This is a genomic window from Allosediminivita pacifica (genome assembly GCF_003054175.1).
GTDB lineage: Bacteria > Pseudomonadota > Alphaproteobacteria > Rhodobacterales > Rhodobacteraceae > Allosediminivita > Allosediminivita pacifica.
Genome location: NZ_QBKN01000004.1, coordinates 15,862 through 33,615 on the forward strand (window position 1 = coordinate 15,862; position 17,754 = coordinate 33,615).

Annotated in this window: 20 protein-coding genes; 9 read left to right on the top strand and 11 right to left on the bottom strand. The window is 66.4% G+C overall.

Annotated features, from left to right (window positions below):
• Window positions 1–110: 110 nt before the first annotated feature.
• The 5 genes from C8N44_RS03975 to phnC all read right to left on the bottom strand — a co-directional run bounded on the left by C8N44_RS03975 (window position 111) and on the right by phnC (window position 4,909).
• Complete coding sequence (locus C8N44_RS03975; RefSeq protein WP_107974884.1) at window positions 111–728, bottom strand: DapH/DapD/GlmU-related protein; 618 nt, start codon at window positions 726–728, stop codon at window positions 111–113.
• 104 nt (window positions 729–832) lie between these two features.
• The gene (gene phnE / locus C8N44_RS03980) at window positions 833–2,167 is read right to left on the bottom strand and encodes a phosphonate ABC transporter, permease protein PhnE (RefSeq protein WP_107974885.1); all 1,335 of its coding nucleotides are present in this window, start codon (window positions 2,165–2,167) and stop codon (window positions 833–835) included.
• The gene (gene phnE, locus C8N44_RS03985) at window positions 2,164–3,054 is read right to left on the bottom strand and encodes a phosphonate ABC transporter, permease protein PhnE (RefSeq protein WP_107974886.1); all 891 of its coding nucleotides are present in this window, start codon (window positions 3,052–3,054) and stop codon (window positions 2,164–2,166) included. The genes phnE (C8N44_RS03980) and phnE (C8N44_RS03985) overlap by 4 nt, the downstream gene beginning before the upstream one ends.
• A gap of 60 nt (window positions 3,055–3,114) precedes the next feature.
• Window positions 3,115–4,020: a phosphonate ABC transporter substrate-binding protein gene (gene phnD / locus C8N44_RS03990; RefSeq protein WP_107974887.1), complete on the bottom strand. Its 906-nt coding sequence runs from the start codon at window positions 4,018–4,020 to the stop codon at window positions 3,115–3,117.
• A 64-nt stretch (window positions 4,021–4,084) separates the two neighbouring features.
• Window positions 4,085–4,909 carry a phosphonate ABC transporter ATP-binding protein gene (gene phnC, locus C8N44_RS03995; RefSeq protein ID WP_107974888.1) on the bottom strand — a complete coding sequence of 275 codons (825 nt, stop codon included), beginning with the start codon at window positions 4,907–4,909 and terminating at the stop codon, window positions 4,085–4,087.
• On the opposite strand from phnC, the gene C8N44_RS23530 reads away from it, so the two are divergent.
• Window positions 4,812–5,030, top strand: a complete 219-nt coding sequence (locus C8N44_RS23530) for a hypothetical protein (protein ID WP_170121061.1) — start codon at window positions 4,812–4,814, stop codon at window positions 5,028–5,030. The genes phnC and C8N44_RS23530 overlap by 98 nt on opposite strands.
• 109 nt (window positions 5,031–5,139) lie before the next feature.
• Window positions 5,140–5,352 (top strand): DUF1127 domain-containing protein, encoded by a 213-nt coding sequence (locus tag C8N44_RS04000; RefSeq protein ID WP_107974889.1) that lies wholly within the window; start codon window positions 5,140–5,142, stop codon window positions 5,350–5,352.
• Between the two features lie 204 nt (window positions 5,353–5,556).
• Here the strand turns inward: C8N44_RS04000 and rpsD are convergent, their stop codons facing one another.
• Window positions 5,557–6,177 carry a 30S ribosomal protein S4 gene (rpsD, locus tag C8N44_RS04005; RefSeq protein WP_107974890.1) on the bottom strand — a complete coding sequence of 207 codons (621 nt, stop codon included), beginning with the start codon at window positions 6,175–6,177 and terminating at the stop codon, window positions 5,557–5,559.
• Between the two features lie 393 nt (window positions 6,178–6,570).
• Between rpsD and C8N44_RS04010 the strand changes: the two genes are divergently transcribed.
• The 5 genes from C8N44_RS04010 (at window position 6,571) to C8N44_RS04030 (ending at window position 11,213) form a co-directional block, all read left to right on the top strand.
• Window positions 6,571–7,746, top strand: a complete 1,176-nt coding sequence (locus tag C8N44_RS04010; protein ID WP_107974891.1) for an acetyl-CoA C-acetyltransferase — start codon at window positions 6,571–6,573, stop codon at window positions 7,744–7,746.
• 37 nt (window positions 7,747–7,783) lie between these two features.
• Window positions 7,784–8,638 (top strand): patatin-like phospholipase family protein, encoded by an 855-nt coding sequence (locus C8N44_RS04015; protein ID WP_107974892.1) that lies wholly within the window; start codon window positions 7,784–7,786, stop codon window positions 8,636–8,638.
• 82 nt (window positions 8,639–8,720) lie between these two features.
• Window positions 8,721–9,443 carry an acetoacetyl-CoA reductase gene (gene phbB / locus C8N44_RS04020; protein WP_107974893.1) on the top strand — a complete coding sequence of 241 codons (723 nt, stop codon included), beginning with the start codon at window positions 8,721–8,723 and terminating at the stop codon, window positions 9,441–9,443.
• Window positions 9,444–9,682: 239 nt separating this feature from the next.
• Window positions 9,683–10,615 (top strand): VOC family protein, encoded by a 933-nt coding sequence (locus C8N44_RS04025; RefSeq protein WP_107974894.1) that lies wholly within the window; start codon window positions 9,683–9,685, stop codon window positions 10,613–10,615.
• A complete protein-coding gene (locus tag C8N44_RS04030; RefSeq protein ID WP_107974895.1) occupies window positions 10,608–11,213 on the top strand; it encodes an alpha/beta hydrolase in 606 nt (201 codons plus the stop codon). Before C8N44_RS04025 ends, C8N44_RS04030 begins: the two co-directional genes overlap by 8 nt.
• A 92-nt stretch (window positions 11,214–11,305) precedes the next feature.
• Here the strand turns inward: C8N44_RS04030 and C8N44_RS04035 are convergent, their stop codons facing one another.
• From C8N44_RS04035 to C8N44_RS04045, 3 genes are all read right to left on the bottom strand, one after another.
• Complete coding sequence (locus C8N44_RS04035) at window positions 11,306–11,476, bottom strand: YdcH family protein (RefSeq protein WP_107975057.1); 171 nt, start codon at window positions 11,474–11,476, stop codon at window positions 11,306–11,308.
• A 116-nt stretch (window positions 11,477–11,592) separates the two neighbouring features.
• The gene (locus tag C8N44_RS04040) at window positions 11,593–12,366 is read right to left on the bottom strand and encodes a tRNA1(Val) (adenine(37)-N6)-methyltransferase (protein ID WP_107974896.1); all 774 of its coding nucleotides are present in this window, start codon (window positions 12,364–12,366) and stop codon (window positions 11,593–11,595) included.
• Complete coding sequence (locus tag C8N44_RS04045; RefSeq protein WP_107974897.1) at window positions 12,356–12,571, bottom strand: putative signal transducing protein; 216 nt, start codon at window positions 12,569–12,571, stop codon at window positions 12,356–12,358. The genes C8N44_RS04040 and C8N44_RS04045 overlap by 11 nt, the downstream gene beginning before the upstream one ends.
• Window positions 12,572–12,626: 55 nt before the next feature.
• On the opposite strand from C8N44_RS04045, the gene C8N44_RS04050 reads away from it, so the two are divergent.
• Together C8N44_RS04050 and C8N44_RS04055 are read left to right on the top strand one after the other, a co-directional pair.
• A complete protein-coding gene (locus C8N44_RS04050; RefSeq protein ID WP_107974898.1) occupies window positions 12,627–13,625 on the top strand; it encodes a polyprenyl synthetase family protein in 999 nt (332 codons plus the stop codon).
• A 225-nt stretch (window positions 13,626–13,850) separates the two neighbouring features.
• Window positions 13,851–14,858 (top strand): zinc-dependent alcohol dehydrogenase family protein, encoded by a 1,008-nt coding sequence (locus C8N44_RS04055; RefSeq protein ID WP_107974899.1) that lies wholly within the window; start codon window positions 13,851–13,853, stop codon window positions 14,856–14,858.
• Window positions 14,859–15,192: 334 nt separating this feature from the next.
• Here C8N44_RS04055 and C8N44_RS04060 read toward each other — a convergent pair whose 3' ends face one another.
• Both C8N44_RS04060 and C8N44_RS04065 read right to left on the bottom strand, forming a co-directional pair.
• The gene (locus C8N44_RS04060; protein WP_244640980.1) at window positions 15,193–15,996 is read right to left on the bottom strand and encodes a 4-(cytidine 5'-diphospho)-2-C-methyl-D-erythritol kinase; all 804 of its coding nucleotides are present in this window, start codon (window positions 15,994–15,996) and stop codon (window positions 15,193–15,195) included.
• On the bottom strand, window positions 15,989–17,701 hold the full coding sequence (locus C8N44_RS04065) for a tetratricopeptide repeat protein (RefSeq protein ID WP_308421204.1): 1,713 nt from the start codon (window positions 17,699–17,701) through the stop codon (window positions 15,989–15,991). The genes C8N44_RS04060 and C8N44_RS04065 overlap by 8 nt, the downstream gene beginning before the upstream one ends.
• Window positions 17,702–17,754 lie beyond the last annotated feature (53 nt).

Consider the following 17,754-nt stretch of genomic DNA (forward strand, 5'->3'; position numbering starts at 1 on the left):
GCCCGGCGCGGTTCATGTCTGACGACACTAGCCCGCATTCCCCGCCCGGATCAGGAGGTGTCAGCCCCGCCCGGCGAACGCCGGGGGCTTCGCGCCCAGACGACGGCCTGTCAGCCTTCGTATTTCTCCAGGAAAGCCGCCACGTTCAGGCTCCGGAAATCCTCCAGCGCCTGCCGCAGGCGGTCGTGCTCCCAGTCCCACCAGCCCAGCGCGATCAGCCGGTCGGCAAGGTGGCGGGACAGGCGGTCGCGCACATGCTTGGCGGGCACACCGGCCACGATTTCGTAGGGCGAGACATCGTGCGTGACGATGGCGCCTGCCGCCACGACCGCGCCATGGCCGAGCGTGATCCCGGGCTTCACCTGTGCATTGTGCCCGATCCAGGTATCGTGGCCGATCCGCGCCTTGCGGGCCCGACGCTTCTCGAACCAGGCGGCATCGTCCTCGGCGTCCTCCCAGTATGAGGCCGAGCGGTACATGAAGTGATGCAGGCTTGCCCGGTCGAGCGGGTGATCCGTGGCGCCGATGCGGGCATAGCTCGCGATATTGGCGAACTTGCCGATCTCGGCGTTGGCGATGTCGCACATGCGGTCGCAATAGCTGTAGTCGCCGAGGCGGCTGTAGGCCACGCGGCTGCCCTTGCCGATCTCGGTATAGGCGCCGAACTGGCTGTCGATGATGGAGCAATCCTCGTGGATGAGGGGGCCTTTGGGGTCGAGCTTGGTCATGGGGCTTTTCCGGCGATTCTTAACAGGAGGTTAAACCGTCTCTGTAAGCTATTGAAATCCTTGAAGCGGAAAAATGTCCCGGCGCGGGACATCCCGGGACAGCCTCAGTGGCCGCCCTCGCCCCCGCCGGAAATCAGCCGCCGCCGCAGGATGCCCGAGAGCCAGTCCATGAGCATCACCACCAGCACGATCAGGATGATGTAGTAGGTGACCTCCTCCCAATCCTTCTGGGTGATCATCGCCTGCGTCAGCATCAACCCGATGCCCCCGCCCGTGATCGCCCCGATCACCGTGGCCGACCGGGTGTTGGATTCGAAGAAGTAGAGCACCTGGCTCAGCAGCACCGGCGTGACCTGCGGGATCACCCCGAAGCGGTAGCGCTGCACCGCCCGCGCCCCCGTCGAGCGCACGCCCTCGATCTGCTTCTCGTCGACGTTTTCCAGCGCCTCCGAGAACATCTTGCCGAAGCTGCCGGTGTCGGTCAGCAGGATCGCCAGCGACCCGGTCAGCGGCCCCGGCCCGAAGGCCCGCGCCAGCACGATGGTCCAGATCAGCGCGTCGACACCGCGGCACAGATCGAAGATCCGGCGGCAGAGCTGCCGGACCACCACCAGCGGCGTGAAGTTCCGCGCCGCGAGGAAGGCCAGCGGCAGCGCCACGATGGCCGCGCCGAAGGTGCCGAGGAAGGCCATGAGCACCGTCTCGACGATGGCCCAGGCCACGTCCGAATGGCGCCACATCTCGTTGTGCCAGAAGTCATCCCAGATCTCCCCCGCCTCGCCCGAGGTAGCGCGGGACAGAAGCGCGCCCGGCGCCATGCCGTGATAGGGGCTGTCGAGGGTGAAGAAGAAAAGCTCCCAGCCCATCGCGTAGCGGAAGACCTCGGTCCGGTTGCGGGTGATCGTCACCCGGCCCGCGTCGGTCGTCACCATGACCCGGTTGCGCGCGGCCGAGATGAAGTCGGGCATCGGCCCGTCCGGATAGGTCGCCTCGACCCCACGCCCCTCGGACTTGGCCGAGATCGTGCCGTAGCCGGGCACGTCGTATTCCACGTGGTCGGGGTAGTAGCGCACCTCGTGCCCCTTGGGCAGCGTGACCGTGGTCACGTCGCCGTCGACAGAGACCCAGTCGGGATACGTGCCTTCAGGGTATTCGCCCTTCCGCTCGCCCTCGATGGCGAAGGTGATTTCCCCCGTGCGGTTGTCGCGCTCGACATGGGTCTTGTAGCTGTAGGTGTCCCGCACGAGGATCGCGCCGTTTTCCGGGCGGGCGCGGTCGATCAGGCCCGGCACGTCGAAGGCGAAGAAGGCATAGACGAGGTAGGCCAGCACCAGCGCGGGCAGCCCGAAGGACCACAGCCGCTTGGTGCGGAACATGCCTTCGGCGCGGCTTTTCAGATCATCGGCGGACAGCGGGGCAGAGGCGGAAAGCATGGTCATGCGAGAAGGTCCTTCCGGCTGCCGTGGGTCAGGCGATCACGCAGCGCGCTGCCGATCTGGTCCACCGCGACGATGGTGATGAAGAGAAGAAGGAAGATCGCCGCCGCCTGGTCGTAGCGGCCGACGCCCCAGGCCATGGCGTTCTTCAGCTCGTAGCCGATGCCGCCCGCGCCGACGAAGCCGAGGATCGCCGAGGCGCGGATGTTGATCTCGAAGCGCAGCAGCGCGTAGCTCAGCCAGTTGGGCGCCACCTGCGGCACCACGCCCAGAAGCATCCTCTGCGTCCATGTGGCCCCAACCGAGGCCAGCCCGTCCACCGGCTTGAGCGAGGCGTTCTCGTTCACCTCGGAGAAGAGCTTGCCCAGCGCGCCGACGGTGTGGAAGGCGATGGCGATCATCGCGGGCACCGGCCCGCCGCCCAGGACGAAGATCAGGATCAGGGCGATGACGATCTCGGGGATCGCGCGCATGATGTCCATCATGCGCCGCCACAGCGGGATCAGCCGCGGCCAAAGCGCCATGCCACGCGTCGAGAGCATCGAAAGCACGGCACCCCCGAAGGCGCCGACCAGCGTCGCCACGGCAGCGATGTTGATGGTCTCGATCAGCGCCGGAAGATACTCCAGCAGGTTTTCCGGCAACCTGCCGATCTTCTCGCCCGCCTCGGACAGGACGGCGGCCGGGAAGTCGAAGATCTGGTGAAGCCCCTCCCAGAACCCGCCTGCGTTCCGTTCGTCCGCGGTGATGAAGCCGCCCGCCATGAGCGCGACGAAGATCGCCAGCAGGACCGCGCCGTATATACGCTTGCGACGTGTCTGGGCGATGTAGCTTTCGCGGATATGCGCCGTCGCGCTTCCGTATGCGGGGGCTGCGGTCTGATCTGCCATGGAAGGTCCCGGAAAAGGGAAAGGGCCCGCGAAACTGCGGGCCCTTTCGGATGTGAAGGATCAGTTGTTGATCACGGACTCGCGGGCGGCGACGATCGACTTGTAATGGTCGTGGGTCACCGGAACGAAGTCCTTCGCCTCGCCTGCGGCCACACCGTAGGCGCACTCGGCGTCTTCTTCCCACATGTCGGCCAGGATCTCGGTCACGGTGTCCTTGACGTCCTGCGGCAGCGCCTGGCGGATCACGAAGGGCCCGTTGGGAATGATCTCCGACTGCCAGATCTGGGTCAGTTCGTTCATGTCGACCAGCCCGGCATCGACAGCCTTGCGCAGCGCGCCGTTGTTGTAGCCGTCTTCCCAGTTGCCGAGGCCGTCGGCCCAAGTCACGCCGGCGTCGACGTCGCCGTTGTTGACCGCGACGATGGTCTGCTCGTGGCCGCCGGTAAAGACGACGTCCGAGAAGTAGTCGCCCGGCTCCATCGAGTAGCCTGCCTCGGAGATCTCGACCGAGGGGATCAGGTAGCCGGAGGTCGAGTTCGGGTCACCGAAGCCGAAGGTCTTGCCTTGCATGTCGTCGAGGCTTTCGATGCCGCTTTCGGTGCGCGCGAACCCGATCGAGTAGTAGCCGATGGAGCCGTCGATGTTCTGGGTGGTCAGGACCGGCTCGACGGCCTCGGGGTCGGCGATATAGGTGCCTGCGTAGGAGGACGCACCCATCATGGCCGCGTCGATGCTGCCGCCCAGAAGGCCCTGCATCACGCCGTTGTAGTCGGCCGGGGTGAAGACCTTCACCTCGACGCCGAGCGCGTCGGCGATCTTGTCGGCAAAGCACTGGTTCGTTGCCATACGGTCCTGGGCATTCTCACCGCCCAGCACGCCGAGGCGGAACTCGGTGATTTCGCCCTGCGCCAGCGCCGGTGCGGCGAGCGCGGTGGTTGCCACGAGGGCAGCGAGCAGTTTGTTCATGGGACGTCCCCTTGGTTGTTGACCCGTCCCGCAGATGCGAGCGGGCGTTCGTGGTTGCTTGGGTTCAGACAAGGGCCTCGGCATCGCGGATGCGGGCCTGCTGAGGGGTCTCCAGAGCATTGATATCCGTGGAGGTCGCCCCTTCGGAGAAATCGGCACCGGCCCCGTAGATGTCGCGGGCCGCGCCGGTGGTAAGCTGGTCGGGCCGGCCGTCGAAGACGATCTTGCCGTTGCGCATGCCGATCACGCGGTCGCAGTAGTTCCGCGCGGTATCCAGCGTGTGCAGGTTGGCGATCACCATGCGGCCGTCTTCCTCGTGGATGCGGCGCAGGGCATCCATGACGATCTGCGCGTTCATCGGGTCGAGGCTCGCGATGGGTTCGTCGGCGAGGATGATCTGCGGGTCCTGCATGAGCGCCCGGGCGATGGCGACGCGCTGCTGCTGGCCGCCGGACAGCGCCTCGGCGCGCTTGGGGGCGTGCTCGGCGATGCCGAGGCGGTCGAGGATCTCGATCGCCTTGTGAATGTCCTCGGTCGGATAGAGGTTGAACAGCGTCGCCATGGTGGAGCGCTTGTTCAGCGTGCCGTGCAGGACGTTCGACACCACGTCGAGACGCGGCACGAGGTTGAACTGCTGGAAGATCATCGCGCACTGGGACTGCCATTCGCGCTTGGCACGTCCGGTAAGGTGGGTCACGTCACGGTCGTTGAACCGAATCGCGCCTTCCGAAGACTCCGTCAGACGGTTGATCATCCGCAGCAGCGTCGACTTGCCCGCGCCGGAGGCACCGATGATGCCGACCATGGCCGGTTTCCCGATGTGGAAATCCGCCGTGTCCACGGCAACGTTCGCGCCAAAGCGTTTTGTGAGTTTCTCGATCCGCAACACTGCGTTCCCCCTGTCTTCGAGGGGCCGCATACGGGGCCAGATCAAAGATCAGGTGACGGATTTGCAAATCTTTGGTGACACCCGCTGCAGCGCGGCATCGCTCGAAAGAGCCATGCATTGACGTTTTGGCGGCTATTCCAGCGTGCGGGTACCGCTTCGGGCCTGTTGGGTCTATCTGTATGCCGCAACGCAGAAACGCATCACCCGACGCAAACCGACAGGTAAAGCTCATGGCAGACATCACACATTCCGCACCGTCCCACAGCCGTATCGGCAACGTGTTCGCCCATGTCGGCGCCGTTCTGACCAAGATGACCGAATCCAACCATCGCGTCCGTCAAGCAAAGCGCCTTCACGAGATGAGCGATGCCGAGCTGGCCGCACGTGGCCTGAAGCGTGACGAGATCGCACACCACGTCTTCCGCGACCTGTTCTACATCTGAGGCTCGCGACAGACCACTTCGGTGTACGACATGGCGGCCGACGCCAAGAACAGAGGCCCGCGCCACCCGGCGCAGGGCCTTTTTTCGTGCCCGCCCGGCGGGCGGCTTCCTTCAGCCCCTCGCATCACCACCACATGGCCGGCCCGCAAACGAAAAAGGCCGCCCCGGAGGGCGGCCTTTCGTAAAGCGGCACAGAACCTGAGATCAGTTCTGCGCGTAGAATTCGATGACGAGGTTCGGCTCCATCATGACCGGGTAGGGCACGTCGCCCAGTGCCGGCGTCCGCACGAAGGTGGCGGTCATCTTGGAGTGGTCGGCCTCGATGTAGTCGGGCACGTCGCGCTCGGGCAGCTGGGTGGCCTCGATCACGGAAGCGAGCTGCTTGGACTTCTCGCGGACCTCGATCACGTCGCCTTCCTTGACCCGGTAGGACGGAATGTTCACGCGCTGACCATTCACCAGAACGTGGCCGTGGTTCACGAACTGACGTGCTGCGAAGACGGTGGGCACGAACTTGGCGCGGTAAACGACGGCGTCGAGACGGCGCTCGAGCAGGCCGATGAGAAGTTCACCGGTGTCGCCGCGCAGACGCTCGGCTTCGCCGTAGATGCGGCGGAACTGCTTCTCGGTCAGGTCGCCGTAGTAGCCCTTGAGCTTCTGCTTGGCGCGCAGCTGCAGACCGAAGTCCGAAACCTTGCCCTTGCGGCGCTGGCCGTGCTGGCCGGGGCCGTATTCGCGGCGGTTCACCGGGGACTTCGGGCGGCCCCAGATGTTTTCGCCCATACGGCGGTCGATCTTGTACTTGGCAGAGGTGCGTTTGGTCACCGTCTGATCTCCTTCATATTGTGAGAAGGGCGTTGTCCTTTGCCTTGCGGTTCATCCCGCGCGGCCGACAGGTCATCCCCTTGCGGGGGCCACCAACACCAATGAAGGCGCGCGTATACACCCTCAGCCGTGACTGTCAACGGCTTCCCGTCCTCCTACGACGCCTCGGCATCCGGAAAATGCCTTCGCGCCGGGATCCTCCCACCGTTCCGGGCCGCGCTGCAGCCCGCCCTTGCACCGGGCCCACGCATGCGCCACGCTGTGATCTGCCGGGGTGAGTGGGCTGAACCGTTCAGCCTTCCCGGAAAAATGAGGGGTGGGTGGCGCGCCGTCCGTAGAGACAGAGGCGTGACCCCATGAGACCCCGGACCGTCTTGGTGGAGGGAAGACTTCATGACGAACGTGGTGATCGCATCGGCCGGCCGGACAGCCGTCGGCAGCTTTGGGGGGGCATTCGCCAACACCCCTGCGCATGACCTTGGCGCCGCGGTGCTTCAGGGCCTTGTGGAACGGGCCGGAATCGACAAGAGCGAGGTCTCCGAGACCATCCTCGGGCAGGTGCTGACCGCAGGACAGGGCCAAAACCCCGCCCGCCAGGCCCACATCAACGCCGGACTCCCGAAGGAAAGCGCGGCATGGGGCATCAACCAGGTCTGCGGCTCGGGCCTGCGCGCCGTCGCCCTCGGTGTCCAGCACATCCTGCTGGGCGATGCGACCATCGTCGCCGCCGGCGGGCAGGAGAACATGTCCATGTCGCCCCACTGCGCGAACCTGCGCCAGGGTCACAAGATGGGCGACATGAAGTACATCGACACCATGATCAAGGACGGCCTATGGGATGCCTTCAACGGCTATCACATGGGTCAGACCGCCGAGAACGTCGCCGAGAAATGGCAGATCTCTCGCGAGATGCAGGACGAATTCGCTCTTGCCTCGCAAAACAAGGCCGAGGCTGCACAGACCGCCGGCCGGTTCGACGATGAGGTGATCCCCTACACCGTCTCGACCCGCAAGGGCGACATCGTCGTCGATAAGGACGAATACATCCGCTACGGCGCCACCATGGAAGGCATGCAGAAACTGCGCCCCGCCTTCACCAAGGACGGCTCCGTCACCGCGGCCAACGCCAGCGGCATCAACGACGGCGCCGCCGGCGCCCTGCTCATGACCGCCGAAGAGGCCGAGAAGCGCGGCATCGAACCGCTGGCCCGCGTGGTATCCTACGCGACCGCCGGACTCGACCCGTCGATCATGGGTGCGGGGCCGATCTACGCGTCGCGCAAGGCGCTGGAGAAGGCCGGCTGGAAGGTCGACGACCTCGACCTGATCGAGGCCAACGAGGCCTTTGCCGCGCAGGCCTGTGCCGTGAACAAGGACATGGGCTGGGACCCGGACAAGGTGAACGTAAACGGCGGTGCGATCGCGATCGGCCACCCGATCGGCGCCTCGGGCGCGCGCGTTCTGAATACGCTGCTGTTCGAGATGAAGCGGCGCGGCGCCAAGAAGGGGCTCGCCACGCTCTGCATCGGTGGCGGTATGGGCGTCGCCCTGTGCGTCGAGCGCCCCTGAGCACAGGAGGGCGGGGCCAGCGCCCCGCCTTTTTCATATGAAGCTGCCCAACTCCCCCGAACAGATCGTCTTTTCCGGTGGCGGCCTGCGTTGCTTCTGGCAGGGCGGCGCCATGGAAGTCCTGACCCGGCACATGAAGCTGGAACCCGCACGCGTGACCGGGGTCTCGGGCGGCGCCCTGTCGGCGGTGGGCTATCTTAGCGGCTGCGAGCGGCGGTTGCTCGACATGATGTGCGAGGCCTTTTCCGAGCAGGACTACAATCACAACCTGCTGGATCCGCGACAGATCTTCGAGCGTGACGGCCATGGCATCACCTCGCACCAGCAGATCTACTGCGAGGTGGTCGAGAAGGTTATCACGGACGAGGCGGCCCAGCGCGTGGCCGACGGTCCGCAGCTGCAGATCCTCGTCGCCCACCCGCCTGAACATGACTGGCCGAAGCTCTCCGGCGCGGCCATGACCCTCTTCTACGAGGCCGAGCTGCACCTGATCGGTTCGCCGCATTTTGCCTGGGCCGAGAAGGTGGGCCTGACCTCGACGCTCGTCGACGCCAATCTCGCGGCGCGCGAGGGGCGGCTGGCAGAACTGGTCTGCGCGGCTGCGGTGATTCCCCCGGTCTTCGAGCCCCCCGAATGGGACGACCGCCCAGTGATCGACGGCGGCATGGCCGACCAGGCCCCGATGCCCGATCCGGACCGCGGCGACACGCTGATCTTGCTGACGCGCAACAACAAGCGCCTGCCCACGTCGGACCGCCGCTACTACGTCCATCCCAGCAAAGAGACCTCGGCAGACAAGATCGACTTCACCGATCCCGAGAAGCTCAAGGCAACGTGGGAACAGGGGGAAACGGATGCGCGCAGCTGGCTTGACGGGGCTTTGGAAAGCTGATTTGCACTTGTAATAATATTGCGCAAAACGCGCGCTAAAATGTAACAGAGTTACGTACCTTTTTTGGAGGAGGGAGAAGGACATGGCACGCACTGCACTGGTGACCGGCGGCAGCCGCGGTATCGGCGAGGCGATTTCCAAGGCGCTCAAGGGCGCCGGCTACGACGTCGCCGCGACCTACGCCGGCAATGACGAAAAGGCTGCAGCCTTCACCGAAGCGACCGGTATCAAGACCTACAAGTGGAACGTCGGCGACTACGAGGATTCGAAAGCTGGGATCGAGCAGGTCGAAGCGGATCTCGGCCCGATCGACGTGGTCGTCGCCAACGCCGGCATCACCCGCGACGCCCCCTTCCACAAGATGACCCCCGACCAGTGGCAGGAGGTCATCGACACCAACCTGACCGGCGTCTTCAACACCGTCCACCCGCTCTGGCCCGGCATGCGCGACCGCGGCTTCGGCCGCGTCATCGTAATCTCGTCCATCAATGGTCAGAAGGGCCAGTTCGGCCAGGTGAACTATGCCGCGACGAAGGCGGGCGACCTCGGCATCATCAAGTCGCTGGCCCAGGAAGGCGCAAAGAAGGGCATCACCGCCAACGCCATCTGCCCGGGCTACATCGCGACCGAGATGGTCATGGCCGTTCCCGAGAAGGTGCGCGAGAGCATCATCTCGCAGATCCCCGTGGGCCGGCTTGGCGAACCCGACGAGATCGCGCGCTGCGTGGTCTTCCTCGCCTCCGACGACGCCGGCTTCATCAACGGCTCGACCATCACCGCGAACGGCGGCCAGTTCTTCGTCTGACCCGCCGCCACCGGCACGACCACCCCAAGGGCCCCGCCGTCGATCGCGCGGGGCCTTTTCGCGCCCGCCCTTCTTTTCGCCGAAAATACCTCGGGGGAGGCCCGCAGGGCCGGGGGCAGAGCCCCCACCCGCGCGAACAACCGTGCAAATGCGCACCAACGTCGCGCGGAATTCGCCGCTGCACGGCAGGAATGCGCAGACTATCTTGACCAGCATCGCAATGGCTCAGGAGGCCCTCAATGCTGACGCAGATCAACGGGCTGCATCATGTCACCGCAATGGCGGCGAACGCCCAGACCAACAACGATTTCTTCACGAAGGTCCTTGGCCTGCGCCGGGTGAAGACCACCGTCAACTTCGACGCACCGGACGTCTATCACCTCTACTACGGTGACGAGGTCGGAACGCCCGGGTCGGTCATGACCTATTTTCCCTTCCCCAACGCCGCGCGGGGCCGCCCCGGCACCGGAGAGGTGGGGACCACCGTCTTTTCCGTCCCAGGCGGCGCCCTGCCCTTCTGGCAGGATCGCCTCGCAGCGCACCGGATGACGGGCGTTGAAAGCACCACCCGCTTCGGCGAGGCACGGCTGAGCTTCGCCGGGCCCGACGGCGACGGGCTTGCCCTGGTCGAAGCTGCGGATGATCGCGCGCCCTGGACCACCGCTGAGATCTCCGAGGAGGTTGCCATCCGCGGCTTTCATTCCGTCGACATGCGCCTGTCGACCCGCGGCGCGGAGGCCAATATCGAGCTTCTGCGCTTCATGGGCTACGAGCTGGTCGCGACCGAGGACAATGTCACGCGGATGCGCGTGGCAGGTGGCAACGGCGCCGACGTCGTGGATATTACCGAGTCCGACCTGCCCTTTGCCGCGCAGGGGGCCGGCAGCGTGCATCATGTCGCCTTCTCGGTGAAGGATCGCGCGACGCAGCTGGAGGTCCGGCAGGCGCTTGTCGACGCAGGCGCGCAGATCACGCCGGTGATCGATCGCGACTATTTCTGGGCGGTCTATTTCCGCAGCCCGGGCGGCGTCCTGTTCGAGATTGCGACCGACGAGCCCGGCTTTGACCGGGATGAGGATCGCGACAGTCTCGGGCAAGCCCTCAAGCTTCCCACCCAGCACGAACACCTGCGCCCGAAACTCGAGAAGATCCTGGAGCCGATCCGTGACTGACACATCCTACCACTGTGCCGAGACAGAGGGCGCCGAAGGCGCGCCCCTCGTCTTCACCTTTCACGGGACGGGCGGCAACGAACAGCAGTTCCACGACCTGCCCTCCCGCGTGCTTCCCGGAGCGCATGTTATCTCGCCGCGCGGGAACGTGTCCGAGCATGGGGCCCTGCGCTATTTCCAGCGTCGGGCGGAAGGGCTTTACGACATGGCCGACCTCGCTACGCGGACCGAGGCCATGGCCGGGTTCATCGCGCATCACAAGGCGCGGGTGGGGGCCGAGCGGGTGATCGGCCTTGGCTATTCGAACGGGGCGAACATCCTTGCCTCGGTCGCCTTCAAGCACGCGGGGCTGTTCAGCGATCTGGCCCTGCTGCATCCGCTGATTCCGTGGACGCCGGATCCGCAACCGCGACTTGCAGGAACACGTGTCCTCGTGACGGCGGGGGAACGCGATCCGATCTGCCCGGCCCCCATGACGCGTGAGCTGACAGGCTGGTTCGAATCGCAGGGCGCCTCGCTGGAGGTGACCTGGCATGCCGGCGGGCACGAGATCGCAGAGGCCGAGCTTGCCTCGCTGCTTCGCTTCCTCGCCGGGTAAAACGAAAAAAGCCCCTCGCAACCAGCGAGGGGCTGAAAACCTGCGTTTTTCCGGGAACCGACCGCCCTGCGTGGGCAGGCCGTCAGTCAGCCTTAGGCGGTCCCCGAAAGTCGCGTGATCTCTTCCTTGAGCTTGAGCTTACGTCTTTTGAGTTCCGAGAGCCGTAGCGCATCCATGCCCGGATTGCGCTGCGCCTCCTCCACCTCCTCCGAGAGGATACGGTGTTTCTTCTTCAACTCTTGCACGTGGGAAGTCAGGCTCATGAGACCCTCCAGCTGTTCGGTTGGACCTACAGTGCAGCACATTGTCATCTCTCTGTCACGCTGCACGCGCACGCATCGTGAACCGCCTGTAATAAACACAATGTTAACCGGCACAATCATGCCGGGAATTGCAGCGAACTCCCGCCTTTGACGATTGACGCTGCGGCATCCGAGTAATCGTCGCGGCCCCCGCCATGCGTCGAGCCCCGGTGAATCACAAAGGGCGGATGGAATCGGAAGTCCGACCGGCCCTCCTTGCGACCGCGCAGCAGGACCAAGCGCGGCGCTCTCCCCTCCCGCGCGGCGAGGGGCAGAAGCTCGAGTGAGCCCATGCAGGCGGCCATTGCGCTCATCAGTTCCGGCAGGCGTTCTGCACGCTGTATGAAGGTCGCGATCCCGCGCGGTTTCAACCGCTTTGCCGCGGTGCGGACCCAGTCCGAAAGCGGGGTTTCCCCGGCCACCGCCATCTCGCGGTCGGCCGCATCGGCGCCAGTACGCCGCGCCTTTTCGAAGTAGGGCGGGTTCGCGATCACATGATCGAAGGAGCGCGCCTTGAACGCCGACGGCAGCGCAGCAAGATCGCCCTCCCAGATGGAGCCGGAAAGGCCGTTCAATTCGAGGTTGCGGCGGGCAAGGTCAGCGTAGCCGGGCTGGATCTCGACCCCGGCCAGCGCCACCCCTGGAACGCGCCGCCCGAGGCAGCAGAGCGCAGGACCTCCGCCGCAGCCGAGTTCGAGCACGGACTGGCCGGGGCGCGCGGGCACGCTGGCGGCAAGAAGAACCGGATCGAGGCCTGCGCGATAGCCCGACACGGGCTGCAGCAACCTCACGCGCCCGTCGAGCAGGCCGTTTTCGGCGAGCTCTTCCGGCGCGAAGGGCTCAACCCTCAAAGGAAACTCCGTTCTCGCGCAGGACCTGTCGGGCGCGTGGCAGCTCGGCGCTGCGCACCATCAGCCGGCGCGGCAGAATGCCCAGCGACCCCTCAAGGACGCTCATGTTTACGTCCAGCTCGAAGCTGTCTATACCCTCGTCATCGAGAAGGGTTTTCGCCAGCGGGATCAGGGTGATGTCGGTGGTACGCAGCAGCTCTTCCATGGCAGCGATGTAAGGGCAGGCGCGCGGGATTGTCGAGCCTTGCCGCAGGAGAGAGATGAGCTTGGACCAGCCTCGGGCAAAGCCACAGGAACGTCTCGCCGCCGCGCTGGCAGGCGACATGGACGCCGTCAACACGCTCATCCGCGAGCGGATGGCCTCGGAGCATGCGCCGCGCATCCCCGAGGTGACGGCGCATCTTGTCGAGGCCGGTGGCAAGCGGCTGCGGCCCATGCTGACGCTCGCCTCGGCGCGACTCTGCGGGTACGAGGGGCCCTACCACGTGCATCTCGCCGCCACGGTGGAGTTCATCCACACCGCGACGCTGCTTCACGACGACGTCGTGGACGAAAGCGAAAAGCGGCGCGGGCGGCCCACGGCGAACCTGCTGTGGGACAACAAGTCGAGCGTGCTGGTGGGCGACTACCTTTTCGCGCGGTCCTTCCAGCTGATGACCGAGACGGGCAACATGCGGGTCCTGCGGATCCTGTCGAACGCGGCCGCGACCATCGCCGAGGGTGAGGTGCTGCAGCTGACGGCGGCGCAGGATCTGGGCACGACCGAGGACATCTACCTGCAGGTCATTCGCGGCAAGACGGCGGCGCTGTTCTCGGCGGCGACCGAGGTCGGCGGCGTCATCGCCGAGCGTCCCGAGGAAGAGGTGCAGGCGCTGCATGCCTATGGCGACGCGCTGGGGATCGCCTTTCAGATCGCGGACGATCTGCTCGACTACTGGGGTGGCGAGCAGACCGGCAAGAACCTGGGCGACGACTTCCGCGAGCGGAAGCTGACGCTGCCGGTGATCAGGGCGGTGGCCGCCGCGGATGCCGAGGAGCGGGCCTTCTGGAAAAGGACCATCGAGAAGGGCGACCAGCGCGAGGGCGACCTCGAACAGGCGCTTGCCCTGCTGGACCGGCACGGCGCGCTCGAGAGCACGCGGGAGACCGCGCGGGAATGGTCCGCCAAGGCCCGGGAGGCGCTTGAAGCCCTGCCGCCGCACGAGCTTCGGGACATGCTTTCCGACCTTGCCGACTACGTGGTCGCGCGGCTGGCCTGAGGGGTGTCCCGCGCCGGGACATCTTTAGCCCCTATATAAATCAATGACTTACAGATTCGCATTAACCGGGACTTAACGTTTCGGCGTCTCGCGACCTGTCCACGTGGCCTGCCCTGCGGGCTTCCGCCGGGGCGGGGGAACGAATGCCCCGACCCGTGCGCTTTCCGATCAGACCCGCCCGTGGGCGCAGTCCCGGCGCGGCGCATGAACAGGAAAGGCAGCGGTATGAAACAGGTCAGCATTAAGGCCCCCGGCGGGCTCGACAACCTCGTCACCAGCGACGTGGAGGACCCGAAGGCCCCCGGCGCCGGTGAGATCACCATCCGCATCAAGGCAAGCTCGCTCAACTTCCACGACTACATGGTCGCCAAGAACGAGGGCGCGGCCGAGGACGGGCGCATTCCCATGGCCGATGGCGCCGGCACCATCGAGGCCCTGGGCGAAGGCGTCGAGGAATTTGCGGAGGGCGACAGCGTCGTGTCGTGCTTTTTCCCCGACTGGCAGTCCGGCGATGCGCGCCCTTCGGATTTCAAGCGCACGCCCGGCGACGGCATCGACGGCTATGCCCGCGAGCGCGTGACCGTGCCCGCAAGCTGGGTCACGCACGCGCCGAAAGGCTGGAGCCACGAAGAGGCCGCGACGATCACCACGGCAGGACTGACCGCCTGGCGCGCGCTGGTCGTGGACGGCGGCATCAAGGCGGGTGACACCGTGGCGGTGCTGGGCACCGGCGGCGTGTCGATCTATGCGCTGCAACTGGCGAAGGCCATGGGCGCCACGGTGATCGCCACATCCTCGTCCGACGAGAAGCTGGAGCGCGTGAAAGAGCTCGGCGCCGATCACGTCATCAACTACCGCTCCACCCCCGAGTGGGGCAAGGAGATGCGCAATCTGACCGACGGGCGCGGCGTGGACATCGTGGTCGAGGTCGGCGGTCCCGCCACCCTGCCCCAGTCAATCACGGCCGGGCGCACCGGCGCACATCTGGCGCTGATCGGGGTGCTGACCGGCGCCGGCGGCGAGATCCCCACGGCGCATCTGATGTCGCGTCAGCAGCGGCTTCAGGGGCTCATCGTCGGGTCGCGCACGCACCAGAAGGACTTCGTGCGTGCGCTGGACGTGCTGGGCGTGAAGCCGGTCATCGACAGCCGCTATGCGCTGGACGACCTGGCCGATGCCTTCCGTCACCAGGAAAGCGGCAAGCACTTCGGCAAGATCTGCGTGACGATGTGAGGTCGTGCTCCGGCGGGCCGAGGGGCCTGCCGGGGCTCAAGGGCCCCGCCGCGGGCAAGGCGGTGGCACGCGCGCCGGGCCTTTCGTCGACATGCCCATACGTGAGCCGCGCATCGCAGCCGCGCGCGGTGGCGATCCGAACCGCTGATCCGCGCGCTTTATCACTGCAAGTTCGGAAGACCTCGACACGAAGCGCTCAACGTTACCAAATCGCCGCCTCGTGGGGGCGCGGTCATGCCGTAGGCATGCTTCCAGCATGACGATGCGCGGCGGGCCTACGGCCCTTGTTCCGCGCTGGGGGCTTCGCGCTTGTAGGTCGCCTTTTGCGTCTGCCCTACCGCAGCTCCGTCGCCACCACCCACCAGTCAGGGTTCGCCGCCGTGATCCGGTCTGCGGCGGCCTGCGCGGTCCCCGCATCGGGATAGAGCCCAAAACAGGTCGCGCCGGAGCCCGACATGCGCGCAAGCAGCGCATCGCCCAGCGCCGAGAGCACATCGCTGATGACGGGCTGCACGGCGCGCGCCGGGGCTTCAAGATCGTTGCGCTGCGCCGCGATCCAGTCGAGCCAGTCGCCCGAGGGCAGCGGCGCCAGCCCGGGGTTGTCGCGGCGTTCCAGCCCGGAGAAGACGGCGCCCGTAGGCACCTCGACCCCGGGGTTGACCAGTACAGCCTGCAGCGCCGGCATATCGAGCGGCGTGATCTCTTCGCCGATGCCCGCCATGCGCGCCGCGCGGCCCGCCATGCAAACCGGCACATCGGCGCCCAGCGTCACTGTGTCGAAACCGCAGTCGCGTCCGTAAAGGTGCTCCATCCCGCGCAGCACGGCAGCCGCGTCGGATGATCCGCCGCCGATGCCCGCCGCCGCGGGCAGGTACTTTTCAAGCGTGATCGCCACACCTTCGCCGAAGCGCGCGGCGGCCTTCCAGCAGAGGTTGCGCGCGTCCTCGGGCACGCCCGACGCGCGCGGGCCCGTCACCCTCAGCGAAATCTCGTCGGCGCGGCTAAGGTGCACCACGTCGCCCACCCCGGCAAACATCACGAGCGAGTCGAGCAGGTGATAGCCGTCGGCCCGGCGGCCGGTGACATGCAGGGCGAGGTTGACCTTGGCCGGAGCGGCGCGCCTCAGCGGTTCACTCACCTTCCGCCACGCGCAGCGGCGGTGCGCCTTCCTCGGCCAGCACCTGGTCGAGCCCGACGTCGAGCTTGCGGCGGATGCGCTCGGGATCGACATCCTCGGCCGCGCCGTCCCAGCGGGCGAAGGAGAGCGCGCGCTTCCACTGGAATTCGGCCTCGAGCTTGCGGCCCACAGCCCAGTAGACGTCGCCGAGGTGATCGTTGACCACAGGGTCCACCGGCATCAGCTCGGCGGCGCGTTCCATGTGGCCCACGGCCTCGTCGTAGCGGCCGAGGCGGTAGAGCGCCCAGCCGAGCGAATCGATGATGTAGCCGGCGTCGGGCTGGGCCTCGACGGCCTGCTCGATCATGCCGAGCGCCTCGTCGAGGTTCTCTTGCTTCTCGACCATGGAATAGCCGAGGTAGTTCAGCACCTGCGGCTGACCGGGATTGAGTTCGAGCGCGCGGCGGAAGTCGGCCTCGGCACCCTCCCAGTTGTCGGTGCGCTCGTACATCGTGCCGCGCACGTAGAAGAGATACCACTCGCGTTCGCCGATCTCGCCCGAGAGGTCGATGGCGCGGGTATAGGCCTGGGCGGCGTCGGCGTAACGGTCCTGCTGGCGCATGAGATCGCCGAGCGTGGTGTGCACCACGGGCAGGTCGCCGTTGGTTTCCTCGAGCTGATGCAGGACGCGTTCGGCGGCGTCGAGCTTGTCCTGGGCGCGCAGGGCGGCGACACGGCCCAGTTCGGCGGCGTGGTAGGCGGGATCGTCCTGCGGCACCTCGGCGTAGGTCTTCACCGCGAGCTCATGCTGGTCCATGTCCTCGAGGATCTCGGCCGAGAGCAGGATCGCGTCGGTAAAGCCGGGACGGATGTACTCGGCCATGCGCGAATGCAGCAGGATCAGGTCGGCGCCGTTCTCGGGGTTCATGAGGATGGCGAGGGTGTAGAAGACCTCGGCCATGCCGTCGCGGGCGGTGCGGACGTGGGTGAACTCGGGCGTGTTTCCGGCGGCGAGCGTCTCGCGCAGGGCGGCAAGCTCGGGATCGAGGGTGTCGCCGAAGGAGTCGTCGATGAGGGTCACGGCCTCGGACTGGCGGTCGAGCTGGCCGAGGATCTGGGCGCGGGCGATGACGCCGCGGCGGTTCATCTGCAGGGCGCCGGCGGTTTCGGCGTCGAGCAGGGCACCGGCGCTTTCGAAATCGCCGACCGAGGCCATTGCCATGGCCTTGTGGTAGGTGGCGAACTCGGCGAGCCCCTGGGTCTTGGCGGCCTCGTCGAAGGCGACGATGGCGCCGCTCATGTCGCCACGGCCCAGCTCGGCCCAGGCCTTGAGCACGCCGTCGGCCAGCGGGCCGATGCCCCGCTGGTTGCCGAGCGCGTTGAGGAGGGCGTCGTAGTTCTCGGCACGGGCGTCGCGCACGATGCGGGCCATGTCGGCAAGGCGGCTCTGGGTGAGGCCGGCGTCGATCATGCGGTCGGCCAGTTCGCCGGCGCGGTCGAAATCGGCGAGCGACATGCGTGCGAGGAGCGCGTTCTCGAGCAGTTCGGGGTTTTCCGGATCGGCTCGGACGGCGCGACCGAAGTACTTGGCCGCCGCCTCGAAATCGCCCGCGAACCTGGCCTGGCGCGCGGCCAGATAGTCCCCGGCGAGCCCCTGCGCCATGGCCGGGCCCGAGAGGGAGGTTGCCAGAAGCAGTGTCCCGATTGCCTTCGTGAATGCGCTCACGTCCGAACTCCTGATCAGTCTTGTTGCTCTTGCCTGCTTGGCGCCAAGCCTAA

Excerpts from the sequence above, each read along its gene's own strand:
- C8N44_RS04000 (WP_107974889.1), top strand. The coding sequence starts at position 5,140 with ATGGCAGACATCACACATTCCGCACCGTCCCACAGCCGTATCGGCAAC.
- phnE (WP_107974886.1), bottom strand. The coding sequence starts at position 3,054 with ATGGCAGATCAGACCGCAGCCCCCGCATACGGAAGCGCGACGGCGCAT.
- C8N44_RS04025 (WP_107974894.1), top strand. The coding sequence starts at position 9,683 with ATGCTGACGCAGATCAACGGGCTGCATCATGTCACCGCAATGGCGGCG.
- phbB (WP_107974893.1), top strand. The coding sequence starts at position 8,721 with ATGGCACGCACTGCACTGGTGACCGGCGGCAGCCGCGGTATCGGCGAG.
- C8N44_RS23530 (WP_170121061.1), top strand. The coding sequence starts at position 4,812 with ATGATGCCGACCATGGCCGGTTTCCCGATGTGGAAATCCGCCGTGTCC.
- phnD (WP_107974887.1), bottom strand. The coding sequence starts at position 4,020 with ATGAACAAACTGCTCGCTGCCCTCGTGGCAACCACCGCGCTCGCCGCA.
- C8N44_RS04015 (WP_107974892.1), top strand. The coding sequence starts at position 7,784 with ATGAAGCTGCCCAACTCCCCCGAACAGATCGTCTTTTCCGGTGGCGGC.
- C8N44_RS03975 (WP_107974884.1), bottom strand. The coding sequence starts at position 728 with ATGACCAAGCTCGACCCCAAAGGCCCCCTCATCCACGAGGATTGCTCC.
- C8N44_RS04035 (WP_107975057.1), bottom strand. The coding sequence starts at position 11,476 with ATGAGCCTGACTTCCCACGTGCAAGAGTTGAAGAAGAAACACCGTATC.
- C8N44_RS04010 (WP_107974891.1), top strand. The coding sequence starts at position 6,571 with ATGACGAACGTGGTGATCGCATCGGCCGGCCGGACAGCCGTCGGCAGC.
- phnE (WP_107974885.1), bottom strand. The coding sequence starts at position 2,167 with ATGACCATGCTTTCCGCCTCTGCCCCGCTGTCCGCCGATGATCTGAAA.
- C8N44_RS04055 (WP_107974899.1), top strand. The coding sequence starts at position 13,851 with ATGAAACAGGTCAGCATTAAGGCCCCCGGCGGGCTCGACAACCTCGTC.
- C8N44_RS04045 (WP_107974897.1), bottom strand. The coding sequence starts at position 12,571 with ATGGAAGAGCTGCTGCGTACCACCGACATCACCCTGATCCCGCTGGCG.
- C8N44_RS04050 (WP_107974898.1), top strand. The coding sequence starts at position 12,627 with ATGAGCTTGGACCAGCCTCGGGCAAAGCCACAGGAACGTCTCGCCGCC.